Raw genomic sequence first — 12,202 nt, 5'->3', positions numbered from 1 at the left:
GGGTGGAGTGGTCGGCTTGGCGTTAGCCGGGCTGGGATGGCACCTTTTCGCTACGACGAGGACCGCTTGAAAACAAGTAGCAGTCAGGAATGAGCTGCCTTCTGTACCTCCGCTTTGTTGTTGAGCAGTTGTCTGGCGCGAAGGCGGATTTTTCGAATCAAGCCGAGGGTAGGGTAGCGAGGCTCCCGACCAACGGGAAGTTGAGGATGAGACCCCTGACGTGGTCGTTTGCGGCGCAAGAGGTCTCTCCAGCCTTTCGCAACTCATCCTTGGCAGCGTGTCGACAAAGATCGCCCATCGATGCCCTGTGACCTGCATAACCGTTCATCGACCCACCGCATGAGGCCCGACGTCTGGTTGCGACCGCCATCAGGGAACACTGTGCGCCATCCGTTGGTGAAGCTGATTTCCATAACCTTTTCGCGTTTTCAGCGAACCAGGTCGTTCACCAATGTCCATTGATCTTGAAAGCAGGTCGCTAACCCGCGCCTGTGATCCTGGCAGCCTCGCGAAACGAAACCAACCTTCGACTGCGGTCGTCCCATAGAACCAGCTTCACGCAGCGCAGGCTTTGCCACAGCGTGATCCTGCCGATGTCGCCGAGTTCCGGATGGTTTCGCAACACTTCCGGCAGCCGATAATAGGGGATCCGGCTGGAGAGATGGTGCACATGGTGAATGCCGATATTGCCGGTTAACCACCGCAGGATGAGCGGGAGATCATAGTGGGAGGCGCCATGCAAGGCAGCTTTCGGAAACTGCCATTCCGGTTCTTTCGACCAGTGCGTCTCCTCGAACTGATGTTGCACGTAGAAGAGCCAGACCCCGACAGCCGCAGCCAACAGAACGATCGGCAGGTGGATGAGGAGAAAAGACCCGAGGCCGATTGCCCAGATCATCAGGGCTGCGATCGCCGCCACCGCGACGTTGGTGGCCATGGTCGACATCCAGGGGAGGACACCGTCGCGCATCATACCGACTGGCAGGCGTTGTTGGAACAGGAAGAGCCAGGCGGGTCCAATGCCGAACATCACCAAGGGATGTCGATAGAGACGATATCGAATCCGCCCCCATCGGGAGCGTGCGTTGTATTCGCCCACGGTGAGCGTGGTTATGTCGCCGACGCCGCGCTCGTCGAGATTTCCGGCGGAGGCATGATGCGCTGCATGTGCCTTGCGCCAGTAATCGTAAGGGGTGAGAGTGAGGACGCCAAGAACACGCCCCGTCCAATCGTCGAAGCGACGGCGTGCGAAGAAGGAGCCGTGGCCACAATCGTGCTGGATCATGAACAGGCGCAGCAAGAATGCTGCGGCAGGAACAATCAGGATCAGACCCCACCAGAAGCCATAATGCACTGCCAACCAGGCCAGCATCCAGAAGACGACGAAGGGAACGGCAGTTATCAGCAGTTCGAAGGTGCTGCGGCCTGTATGCGGCGTGCGGTATTTCGCGAGGATTTTCAGCCAGGCTTTTTCGTCCGAACCGTCGGCAGACTGGGGTAATAACGGTGTGCTCATTATCCACGACCTGCCTTCTGCGCGGCAGCCATGCGGTAGTAATGTTCGGCGTGCTGATAGAGGTTCTCGGCCTCGATCCGGTCGCCGGCCTGGGCGCTTTCGCGCGCCAGGAGCATATATTGCTCATATCGTCGTTTGAGATCCCCGGAGATCGTGTGCGCTGCGGGAGCGGCAAGCGCGCGGGCCGGCTTATGTCCTGGGCCGCGGGAATTATAGCGTGGTGAATTCAAGTAACAGTTCAAGCCTCGATAAGGCTTGCTCCTTAAAGGTCGTAAATCGGGAATGATTGACAGCGACTGATGCCGGCTTTCGCCAATGATATCGCCGCCTGTGGCGCGGCGTCGCGGCCCTGGATTACACATAAGTCGCCACGTGAGCCGTTTCAAGTCACGCTAGGTAGCTATCCGCGTGAGAGGGGTGGGGCCGAAGATGGTTGCTGGCAAATGCCGCAGGCGACCAGGAACGGCTATTGCTTCGGAACCTGATCGATGATGCGCGACGCGAGCTTGCTGGCCTGGAGAATCTTTGGCGCATCTCCTGTCCGAATCTTCAAATCTCCTCTTCGTTGGGCGGAGAAGGAGAAATGCTGCTGGATCACGCCGTCGTGGCCCGTTATGCGGACTTCGGAAGTTTACGAATATGGAATGATCAGACCCGCAGCTTCTGTCTCATCGCTCAAACCATCGCCAGCCAGATATTTAGGTAACTTTGACCGGTACAAAGCTGGCATTGAACCCAACGGGCTTTGGTTCGACGAGAAACTGTTTCCGACCGACATCTTTCCGAATATTGACCTGGAAATCGATGAGGACTCTCAAAGAGTATCGGGTTATCATGACCGTTCGCGATGGCGGTGGTAGCATTAAATACCAAGGCAACCGGACATGCGCGGATTGTTTCCTCCATGCATGTTGGAAGAACGCTGACCTGGCGCTTGCCGAGCACCAGGAGAAAAACAATCGCCTCCGTTCGGGTGGGGTGGATTTCGTCCCTTCAAAATCACTGGCTTCCTTCACGACCTCTGAATGGCCGAATGCGAACATTCAGACTCCTGGCCCTGACACCTATCATGTCGAGATAGGAAGCCGTTCCCCGGCTCTGACTGCGCCTTTCAGTCGATTGCCCGATGGCGCCAATGGGCAGACATAGCGGGACGAATAGGCACACGAAGGAAAATAGCAAAAGTTGAAATCGAGCACTAGTGTGCCGTCTGGACCGGCAACTCCGAGATCCGCTCCCTTGATGGTGTCAAGGAGATATCGGCCACCGCCATAGGTCTCGGTCCCGGAGGTTGCGTCGGCAAACGGCAGGAATACGCCACCGCCGTACCCCTCAATCCAGTAGAGCGTCAATTCTCCGCCCAATCTGGCCCCCAGCCCGCTCGTACGGGCGAACGTATACATCGAGAGGTCACCGTCGTCTCCTGTTGCGACGGTTATCCGTTCCGACGTTACCGGAACGAGCTGAACCGTCAGGCGCAACGAGGGATCAAAAGGAAATGTAGTGGGTCCCTCAAACGTCTTGCGGTCCGCCGATTCAATTGGCGACTGAGGATGGTCGCGAAACATGGTCGAACGGGTGTCACACCAAAGCCGCCAGGCAGCAGCCGCGTTTGGGTTGGAACGGACCTCGTAATAGAGATTTGCGATCTTCTCGCGCCACTCCCACAGTTGTAGTGTTTCGTTCAAATCATTTCCTCCCATGTCGGAAATTACGTCGCTCGTTTATCGAAGCGCAAGCCCAACCATCTCGGCGTAACTATTTATTTGCCGGTTTGCTGTGGCTACGTGACTACTTACGACGCGTATTTGGGGCGGCATGTCAGCAAGGACCAGACCACAGCTAAAAATCTTCCGGCATATTGAAGGCGAGTTCGGTCATATCTTCAACGACGATGGCCACGGCTGTGAAAAAGCATCCAAGGGTGACCCCGTGGATACCGGATTTAAGCCATTGAAAAATATTTTGTTCTTTCGGAATTTAGCGGTCATATCGGCGTCGCCCATCGCGCCATGGATGTTCCGATTTTCCTAACAATTTCAAATTGTTGCGGGGGACCTTGACAGGGGCATTGTTCAGAGCCGGTACGCAGGCGATGAATTTGCAGCTTTGAAAAGCCATGGTGATTCTTCGCTCAAGCCTAAATTAGCTCAAGAAGAATCTATCGGCGCTGCGATTTACCCTTTATCGACCCGCCTCGGCTCTCTGTAGACGGTCTGCGGTTGCGGTCTGGTTGCAGAACCGTGCGATGCAGCGAGTGATGCGAGAGACCCGAAGTAACAGTCGTCAGAACATCCCAACTCCTGGGAGCATTTGCGCGCCGATGAGCGGTTTCTAATATTTCCAGTCTTAAGATCGTTTTAAATTGGTTTTCCGCGCGTATCGCTGGCTAAAAACCATGTACATTCTCTGTATGGCTGAATATTAGTATTGTTGCGATCATGCGACACATTGCGTTAACAGTGTTAATAACCAAAAATAGTCAATAGATTGATGCCATCAAGGCTTGCACTCCCCGACATTAACTGTTTCAGGAGATTGCATCGAAATCTATTTTACAAGTAGATGTGATGTCGTCTACGCTTGTAGGTGAATAAGATTTATAAAATGTATCTTTGAAGTATAATTTGGGGAAGGGCGTGGTTTTGGCTTATAAGATGCGATTGATGGCGGCAATCGGGATTTCGATGGCCGTGACTTCTTTATCAAGTGGTTCTGCTGGCGCTATGACATTGCAGCAGGCAATTGAAAAGACAATGAAAACCAATCCGCAAATCATGCAAGCGGCGCAGAATCGGGAAGCAACCGAGTTTCAATTACGTCAGGCGAGGGGGCTTTACTTGCCGTCTGTCGATCTCGAGTCCGGTTATGGTCGGAGGAGACTGTCGGATGTCACATCAGGAGCTTTGTCGCGCACCAATGAGTACCTGAATCCTGCTGACGTAAGCTTGACTATTACGCAGACTTTATTTGACGGCGGCGACCGCAAGGCGCAGAAGGACAAGCAGGCGGCCCGTGTCGACGGTGCATCCTTCCGCGTCCAACAGCGGTCGGAAGCTTTGGCGCTGGAAGTAACTCAGGATTATCTTGAATATCTGCTGCAGACGGAGATCGTCGCGGCTGCTGCAAAGAACGTCGCCTTCCACAAGCAGATGGTCGGCAATATCGAGGATAGCATCAAGGGCGGGGCCCTCACCGACGCCGATCGTCTTCAGGGACGTGAACGCCTGCAGGCCGCTGATGCTCGCCTTCAGGAAGCAAAGAAGGAGCTCGACGCGACGAAGATCCGTTTTCTTCAGGTTGTCGGCGAGTCGATCAGCAATGCGGATCGCCCGGCTTCCGTCGCGCGATACCTGCCCAAGACGTTGGATGACGCGGTCTTCATCGCTCAAAAGAACAATCCACAGATCTCATCGGCCAAAGCTGATGTCAATGCTGCGGACGCCGACGTGCGCGGTTCCAAGTCTGCATTCCTGCCGCGGCTGGACCTTGTCGGCAGCGCCCGTATTGGTGACGATGTCGACGGCAACAAGGGTAACACAAGCGATGTCCAGGTGGGGGTCGTGGCCAAATGGAACCTGTATCATGGTGGCATAGATACGGCCCATCAACAGGAGCTGGTTCGTCGCGCCTCCGAACAGCGTTTTGCGCTGAGCCAGACCTACCGCGAGGTCGACGAGTCCGTCCGCTCCGCTTGGAACGAGCGTACCAACCAAGGTCAGCTGGCGCATATCCTGGATGGGCAGGAAAAGACAAACGCTCAGCTCGTCACGTCCTATCGCGAGCAATTCAAGGTCGGTCAGCGCTCGCTGCTTGATCTACTGGATGCCCAGAACACCCGCTTCAACACCGAGGTTTTGGCCAAGACGGCAGAAGTGGCGTCACTCTTTGCAGAATACAAGATCCTTGCCGCATCGGGCAGCCTGCTGTCGACGATGAAGCTGAAGCCGGTCGATCAGGCGACGCCTTATGCCCGTGATCAGTTCGCTGTTTCGTCGAATACGGCCGATCCTGGATATCCCAAATACGACTCGCACCAGAAGCCCGGCCTGCCGATGGATCTGCTCGAGCCGATTCGTTAATTGTTACAATCCGCATTGGATAGTACGTCATGTTGAACGTAGCACCTGGCGTATCTGCGAGCGTATCGCTGCTGACATTCAAATCGGCATTTAAATCTGTCGCTGCGTTTTACGGTCGTCCGAACTCGGATACTGTGCTGTTTTCGGGCGTCCCGGATGAAATTCTGGAAGCCATGGATTTGGACGATATCGAACGGCTGTCTGAGCGCGTCGGTCTGCAGGTCCTGAAGCATACGGAACGAGATTGTCGGCTGGGCAATTTCGAGTGTCCGGCCATCGTCATCTTTGCTGATGGCGGTGTTCTGCCGTTGCTCGAAACGACCGAAAGTGGTTCTTACATTACTGAACTCACGCCCCTCGCCGGGACAGTGACCTGCCTGACGCAGGACGAACTCACGGCGCTCAACCCGCGATCGGCATTCGCCTTCACACTCTACTATCAGAACTCTTCGGACGATGCGCGCGTCGGCCACGCTATGGAGATCGAGAAACGGCACTGGTTGGCAACGGCGCTGGTACCCTATTGGCGCACCTATGCCCGCGTCATGTTAGCGGCACTGTTCATCAACGTCATCGCACTGGCATCGCCGCTTTTCACCATGAATGTCTATGACAGGGTCCTGCCGAACAAGGCATTTCCAACGCTCTGGGTCCTGACCGCCGGCATCTCATTGGCCTATCTTTTCGATTTTCTGCTGAAGACAGCCCGAGCGTCGCTGATCGACTATGCAGGCCGCAAGGCGGATCTGCGGCTGTCGCAGTTGATCTTCGACAAGATTCTCAACTCGACGCTGGCGTCCCGCCCGCTGTCGACTGGAGAATATGCCAATCGCGTAACGCAATATGAATTCGTGCGCGAGTTCTTCACCTCGAACACGATCGGGGTGTTGATCGATAGCCTCTTCGTCGTGATCTTCCTTGTCGTCATCTATTTGATCGCCGGCTGGCTCGTGATCATTCCGGCCGTTGCTTTCATCCTTTCGGTGGCAATCGGCCTCGTGGCACAGGCCCAAATTGGCAAGCGCATGGCAACGGCAACGAACGAAGCCTCACGCCGCCAGTCGCTGCTTGTGGAGACGATTTCGACGATCGAGACATTGAAGAGCCTCCGCGCCGAGGCGACGATGCTGCGCCGCTGGCAGGAGCTGACGAAATATTCGAGCCGGACCAGCGAGGATATTAAGCACATCTCGTCGAACGCCATGAACATGACGATGTTTTTGCAACAAATGGTCAGCGTGTTCATCGTCATTGCGGGTACGTATGAATTTGCCGACGGGAAAATCGCCATGGGCGCGATCGTTGCAACCGTCATGTTGGCGAGTCGCGCCGGCGCGCCCTTCGGGCAGATCGCCATGACGCTGGCGCGCTTCCGCCAGGCCACCATGTCGCTGCGCATTCTCGACAAGATCATGGAGCAGCCTGATGACCGCCCGTCGACCGCCGGCTTTGTCAACCGGCAGATCAGTAGCGGCGGATTCAGCTTCCAGAATGTTTCCTTCCAATATCCGGGCTCTGACCAGGCGGTCCTCAATCAGCTGTCCTTCACGGTTGCACCTGGCGAAAAGATCGGGATCATTGGCCGCATCGGTTCGGGCAAGACGACCCTGGGCAGGCTCCTTGACGGTCTGTTTCAGCCGGTCAGCGGCCGCGTGCTGATCGATGGGGTCGATATACGCCAATATCATGTGGCGGAGGTGCGTGCCGCCGTCGCTGTCGCTGGCCAGTCGTCGGACCTGTTCTCCGGCACCGTAAAGGAGAACCTGCTGCTCGGCCGGGCCGATGCCACCGATGACGAGCTTCTGGCGGTATCACGAATGACCGGCGTTGAGGAGTTCGTCTCCGTACACCCCCGCGGTTTCGATATGCCGGTTGGCGAGCGCGGTGCAAACCTGTCGAACGGCCAGAAGCAGGCATTGACTATCGCGCGCCTGCTCCTGACCCGCCCGAGGATCGTCTTCCTGGATGAGCCGTCGGGCGCGATGGACCTGGCGAGCGAACGCCACCTTATCAGCAAGCTGAGCAATGCGTTCGGCCCGCAAACGACGCTGCTAGTTGCGACCCATCGTCATAGCATGTTGGAGCTGGTCGACAGGCTGATCGTCATCGACAAGGGCCGCATCATCGCCGATGGGCCCAAAAATGCAGTCATCGAGGCGATGCAGCGCAAGGCAGTGCAATGATGCGTGCCTCTCACCGCAATATCCATGACAATCCCCCATTCTTTGCCCGTCTGATCCTTGGCCTCTGTGCCTTGATGATCGTCGCTTTTGTTGCCTGGGCGGCCTTTGCCGACATCGACGAGATCGCGCGCGGCGAGGGGAAGGTGATACCGGTATCGAAGACGCAAATTATACAATCCTCTGAGCCCGGTATCGTCCAACAGATCAATGTCAATCTCGGACAGGTCGTCCACAAGGGCGATATGCTGGTCCAGCTCGACAATACAACGACGGCATCGACGCTCGGCGAATCGGTTGCCAAGGCTCGCTCGCTTGGCGCCAAAGTAGAGCGCCTGGCCCTGGAGGAGGCGGGTGCCTTCGACGCACAGTTCGTCTGCCCCGCCGATATTCTTGCTACCGCAAAAACTGTCTGCGATAACGAAGAAAAGCTCTTCGAGGCAGATCGCGCTTCCTACAAGAACAAGCTTGATGTTCTCCATCAGCGTCTGAAGCAACATCAGAACGAGCTGGACGAAGCCCGCGCCAACATAGACCGCTTGACGCAGAATATTGTCGGCGCCCAAAAGCAATATGATCTGCTGAGGCCGCTCGGTGAGAAAAAGCTCGTTGCTCAAACGGAGGTCCTCAAGGTCCAGCGAGACCTTGTCGACCTGCAAGGGCAGCTTAAAGTCTATGTCGAAAGTCTCGATCGTCTGCATGCGGCCATAAATGAGGCGACATTACAGGTCGCCGATCTAGGGTTGCAGCTGCGACAGCAGGCCCTTACCGACAAGGGACAAGCACTGTCGGAACTTTCCGTCGTCGACGAGACAATCCGCGGGGCGTCCGATCGGGTCAAGCATACGGATATCCGTTCTCCGGTCGACGGCATCGTCAATACGTTGGAGGTCAACACGATCGGCGCATATGTCGACGCCGGCAAGGTCATCGCCGGCGTCGTCCCGACAGCGGACATTCTGTTGATCGAGGCGAAGATTTCGCCACGCGACGTTGCTTTCGTGCGCATCGGCCAGCCGGCGGTCATCAAGATCTCGGCCTATGATTTCTCGATCTTCGGCGCTCTGGACGGTAAGGTCGTCAACATCTCCGCCGACAGCCTTGTCGAAAAGGACAAGAACGAAACCTATTACCTCGTGCGCATCAAGACCGACAAATCGGCGCTGGAACGCGACGGCAAGCACTATCCGATTATCCCAGGCATGGTGGCTTCGGCCGAGATCATGACCGGCCGCAAAACGATCCTGGCCTATCTGATGAAGCCGATTAACAAGGCGCGCTCCGAAGCGCTGACGGAACGGTGAGGACAGTCATGCGCAAAGGAGGCGGGAAGGAAGACGCTGCTATGATAGTCCGGGAGGAAGCCCTTCCATCGGTCGACGGTGATGAACTGGAGCCACGCTTCCGCGCCATAACCGGTGGCGGCGAGCGTCGTGGCATTCGACTGGAGGGAATCTATTGGGATGGCCTCGGACGAATGTCGGAGGCCGGCGGCATCAGCATCGGTGACCTGGTTTCCAACACGGCGGCAGAAATGCCAGAGACTGGCAATCTCACGTCCTTACTGCGGGTGCTGAGCTTTAAATGGGCGTTAAGTCGCCTCAATGCCGTCGAAGATATCGCATCGCTAACCAATCTCAACGCCGTCCTTCAGGCGTCGCCGACACCCGCAGTGGTACTGACGCAAGAGCGAGGGATCAAGCTCTTCAACGATGCCTTCTTGAAGATGCTGCGTCATCGCCTGCCGCTGATCGATGATGTTCAGCAGACGGCGCGCACGCTACGCCTGTCGATTGACACCCAGATCCAAGAGGTCCTTTCCATCCTATCGGTCAATCGTGGCAAGACGGTGAACACCGGCTTCAAGATCGGCTTCGGTTCGCAATCGCTGAAGGGCCAGATCAGTCTGGCGTTGGCGCCGACGCACGAGGCGTTGATGCTGATCGGTTATCTTTCCGTCTACTGAGAATGCCATCGCTTTGTTATGCGCGAAGCTTGCTTCGGAAGGCCTGGAAGCGTGTTCGGCTAGTGAACCTCGCCTTCGCCGGGGACCACCTTCGTGAGCGGCACTGCGGCGACAACCCCTTGTGCACGAGGATCGCGCGAGCCGTGCAGATAGCCGCGACCGGTAACGATCGAATAGAGAGGCAGATATCCTGCAATCCGTTTGTCGGACAAGACCTCGTCGCGCATGTTGTCGAGGATAAGATTATTACCGCTGACGGAGACCGACAGGACGGCGTGGTAGAAATGCCGCTGCTGGTCGAATAGGACGACCAGTGTCATTTGGTCGAGATCGACGCCAGCCTCATAGAGTGCGGCCATCTTCAAGATAGCGTAGTCCTCGCAGTCGCCCTGCTGATGCGACAGTGCTTCACTTGGTTTCGCCCAGTAATCTGCCACATGATAGGTGTCCATGTCGCTGGCGTAGCGGATGGCATGGTTAACCGTGTAATTGACGGTATTAATCTTGTCGCGGATCGACGCGCCGGCAATCCTTGTTTCAGCCTCAGCGATGGCGCTTTCGGCTGCATTGCATCCACCTGCAGCGCAATCGAGTGATTTGCCGGACCGGATTTCCGCGAGCGGGCCGGCGAAATTGTCAAGCGCGGCAAGATGTTTGAACGGAATGGCGACGGTGCCGAACACTGAGTTGCCCAAAGGAGCGTTGCTCGGCTTTGTGGGAGGTACCGGCTCAGACGCAGTCCGGTCATTGTGCGGAAGGCCGCCCGGCGCAACCGCGAGGCTCTTGTTCAATGCCGCGGCGTCGATGCCGCTGATGGCCTTTGCCGCGTTTCTGAAGGTTGGCGCGAAGAGATCGATGGCAGTATCGACCAGTGGGTCCTGGAAAAGCTTGACAACGGGGCTGACGGTATCGTCGGTCGCTGCCATGCTAATGGTCGGTGACGAAAGACCGAAGGCAAAGGAAGCTGCGGTAAGTGCTGAAAGTATATTTTTCCTGTTCTTGTGTGCCATTAGCGCTCAACTCTCCCTGATTGAGAGAATATTGCGCGATATTCCTGAATATGACGTTCGAATACATGGATAAATTAAGTATAAATTAAGGGATCAAATAAGTATAAAATTGTACGGAATGCAATGGAAAATCATTAAGCATGATCTCGACAGGGGTAACGAAGTGACCCACCCTGACGCAAGAGTGGATAACGCAGCTCTGCCGTCATGGTGACAGCGGGTCTCAGTATCTATTATGCTCAATGAAGCCTGTCTGCTTCAGAACGACTGTGAGGGTTGTGTGGAAACCTTCAGCTTGCCATCGTTGATCGTATTGATCACCATTCTGCGCTCCACCTGACCGGTGGCATTGAAGCGGAAGAGCCCGGTCGTGCCACGGAAGCCGACCTTGTTCCTCAAATTGCCTGCGGTGATGGCTTGCGGCCCCTGGGAACGGATGAGGCCCGAGGCGATCGCCATGGCGTCGTAACCATAGGAGCCGTAGGTCGTCAGCGGGCGATTGAAATGGCGCTGGTAGCGCTCGGCGATGAGCCCGCTGCTTTGCGTGTCGTCCGTCGCGATAAAGGCGCCGGTCACAGCCGGCGTCGCATAGACCGATTGCGGCCAGTTGTTGGTACCGACCAGCGCCTGGCCGGGAATGGCTGCGCTGCGCGCGGCGCTTGCCACCGCGCCGATTTCCGGGGTGTTGCCGAGAATGACCACGATTTCGGCCGACTGAATGAGCGGTCGATTCTTGGTGAAGATATCGGCGGACTGATCACTTGCGCCGTAACGGCCAAGGCCCATGAAGGTGTTGCCACTGTTCCAGAGGGCGTTGCCCAATCTCGTAGCGTCGGATTGGGAAAAATCAGCAGGCACCAGCGCCGAAACCTTTTTGTGGCCTGCAGGTGCTGCCGCCTTCACGCCCTCCGTCGCGCTGTCGATTTCATCCGAGGCCAAATTGAAGACGTCTCCGCCGGTTGCTGCACTCGCAAGGTTAAGCAATGGGGGACGCTGGGCGGGTGGAATGGCAGCGATGGAAGCCGTCTCGGCCGGCGGCAGATAACTGACGATCAGGGCTGCATTCCGACCCTTGGCCGCCGTGACCTGTGCGACAACGCCGGCAAGTCCCGGGCCGACATTCTTAACGCGCAACCGAACTTGATTGTTGCCGAGTTCACCGACGCCAAGCACTGCCCCGTCGCGAACATCGCGGGCCGGACCTTCATAGAGACCGGCGGCACCCTTGCGCAGCAATAGCGTGATTTCCGCGCCGCTGTCGCCGCCATAGGTCTCTTCAATGGCAGTGGACGGCATTTTTATCTCGTCCTTCTTGCCGTTGTTCTCCAATCCGACGCCGTCCATCTGACAGCCGGCGAGGCCGGCACAGAGGATGAAGGTTGCACTGTGTGCTGGTCGCCCATGCGGTCTTCGCTGCAGCCACTCGGACAAAAAACTTAACGAAAGGC

The 12,202-nt window shown here is 56.6% G+C and carries 10 protein-coding genes and 1 pseudogene; 6 read left to right on the top strand and 5 right to left on the bottom strand.

Annotated features, from left to right (window positions below; all coding sequences use genetic code 11):
- Window positions 1-205: 205 nt before the first annotated feature.
- Window positions 206-343: pseudogene (locus AB8B29_RS34365) on the top strand (universal stress protein); the annotation flags it as partial.
- A gap of 135 nt (window positions 344-478) precedes the next feature.
- On the opposite strand, the gene AB8B29_RS34360 reads toward AB8B29_RS34365, so the two are convergent.
- Together AB8B29_RS34360 and AB8B29_RS34355 are read right to left on the bottom strand one after the other, a co-directional pair.
- The gene (locus AB8B29_RS34360) at window positions 479-1,516 is read right to left on the bottom strand and encodes a fatty acid desaturase (RefSeq protein WP_439007117.1); all 1,038 of its coding nucleotides are present in this window, start codon (window positions 1,514-1,516) and stop codon (window positions 479-481) included.
- On the bottom strand, window positions 1,516-1,746 hold the full coding sequence (locus AB8B29_RS34355) for a DUF4167 domain-containing protein (RefSeq protein ID WP_234903931.1): 231 nt from the start codon (window positions 1,744-1,746) through the stop codon (window positions 1,516-1,518). The genes AB8B29_RS34360 and AB8B29_RS34355 overlap by 1 nt, the downstream gene beginning before the upstream one ends.
- A gap of 203 nt (window positions 1,747-1,949) precedes the next feature.
- On the opposite strand from AB8B29_RS34355, the gene AB8B29_RS34350 reads away from it, so the two are divergent.
- Window positions 1,950-2,222 (top strand): hypothetical protein, encoded by a 273-nt coding sequence (locus AB8B29_RS34350; RefSeq protein WP_439007116.1) that lies wholly within the window; start codon window positions 1,950-1,952, stop codon window positions 2,220-2,222.
- A 361-nt stretch (window positions 2,223-2,583) separates the two neighbouring features.
- Here the strand turns inward: AB8B29_RS34350 and AB8B29_RS34345 are convergent, their stop codons facing one another.
- Window positions 2,584-3,204, bottom strand: coding sequence for a DUF1684 domain-containing protein (locus AB8B29_RS34345; RefSeq protein WP_439007115.1), 621 nt, complete (start codon window positions 3,202-3,204; stop codon window positions 2,584-2,586).
- A gap of 978 nt (window positions 3,205-4,182) precedes the next feature.
- On the opposite strand from AB8B29_RS34345, the gene AB8B29_RS34340 reads away from it, so the two are divergent.
- From AB8B29_RS34340 to AB8B29_RS34325, 4 genes are read left to right on the top strand one after another with little or no spacing between them, the layout of a single operon-like run.
- Complete coding sequence (locus AB8B29_RS34340) at window positions 4,183-5,598, top strand: TolC family outer membrane protein (protein ID WP_092574556.1); 1,416 nt, start codon at window positions 4,183-4,185, stop codon at window positions 5,596-5,598.
- A gap of 29 nt (window positions 5,599-5,627) precedes the next feature.
- Window positions 5,628-7,781: a type I secretion system permease/ATPase gene (locus tag AB8B29_RS34335; RefSeq protein WP_439007114.1), complete on the top strand. Its 2,154-nt coding sequence runs from the start codon at window positions 5,628-5,630 to the stop codon at window positions 7,779-7,781.
- Window positions 7,778-9,082: an HlyD family type I secretion periplasmic adaptor subunit gene (locus tag AB8B29_RS34330; protein ID WP_092574555.1), complete on the top strand. Its 1,305-nt coding sequence runs from the start codon at window positions 7,778-7,780 to the stop codon at window positions 9,080-9,082. The genes AB8B29_RS34335 and AB8B29_RS34330 overlap by 4 nt, the downstream gene beginning before the upstream one ends.
- Window positions 9,083-9,123: 41 nt before the next feature.
- A complete protein-coding gene (locus AB8B29_RS34325) occupies window positions 9,124-9,744 on the top strand; it encodes a ribbon-helix-helix domain-containing protein (protein ID WP_234903929.1) in 621 nt (206 codons plus the stop codon).
- A 59-nt stretch (window positions 9,745-9,803) separates the two neighbouring features.
- On the opposite strand, the gene AB8B29_RS34320 is transcribed toward AB8B29_RS34325, so the two are convergent.
- Together AB8B29_RS34320 and AB8B29_RS34315 are read right to left on the bottom strand one after the other, a co-directional pair.
- On the bottom strand, window positions 9,804-10,670 hold the full coding sequence (locus AB8B29_RS34320) for a transglutaminase-like cysteine peptidase (RefSeq protein WP_245297504.1): 867 nt from the start codon (window positions 10,668-10,670) through the stop codon (window positions 9,804-9,806).
- 342 nt (window positions 10,671-11,012) lie between these two features.
- Window positions 11,013-12,050, bottom strand: coding sequence for a hypothetical protein (locus tag AB8B29_RS34315; protein WP_141694093.1), 1,038 nt, complete (start codon window positions 12,048-12,050; stop codon window positions 11,013-11,015).
- Window positions 12,051-12,202 lie beyond the last annotated feature (152 nt).

The sequence above is a fragment of the Rhizobium sp. 11_C7_N12_5 genome, assembly GCF_051811145.1.
Classification (GTDB): domain Bacteria; phylum Pseudomonadota; class Alphaproteobacteria; order Rhizobiales; family Rhizobiaceae; genus Rhizobium; species Rhizobium lusitanum.
Note: the sequence above shows the minus strand (reverse complement) of the source record. Positions and strands in the feature narration are given on the sequence as shown.

Bases quoted from the DNA above. Each gene is read 5' to 3' on its own strand.
- AB8B29_RS34360 (WP_439007117.1), bottom strand. From the start codon at position 1,516: ATGAGCACACCGTTATTACCCCAGTCTGCCGACGGTTCGGACGAAAAA.
- AB8B29_RS34340 (WP_092574556.1), top strand. From the start codon at position 4,183: ATGGCGGCAATCGGGATTTCGATGGCCGTGACTTCTTTATCAAGTGGT.
- AB8B29_RS34335 (WP_439007114.1), top strand. From the start codon at position 5,628: ATGTTGAACGTAGCACCTGGCGTATCTGCGAGCGTATCGCTGCTGACA.
- AB8B29_RS34330 (WP_092574555.1), top strand. From the start codon at position 7,778: ATGATGCGTGCCTCTCACCGCAATATCCATGACAATCCCCCATTCTTT.
- AB8B29_RS34325 (WP_234903929.1), top strand. From the start codon at position 9,124: ATGATAGTCCGGGAGGAAGCCCTTCCATCGGTCGACGGTGATGAACTG.
- AB8B29_RS34320 (WP_245297504.1), bottom strand. From the start codon at position 10,670: ATGGCAGCGACCGACGATACCGTCAGCCCCGTTGTCAAGCTTTTCCAG.
- AB8B29_RS34315 (WP_141694093.1), bottom strand. From the start codon at position 12,050: ATGCCGTCCACTGCCATTGAAGAGACCTATGGCGGCGACAGCGGCGCG.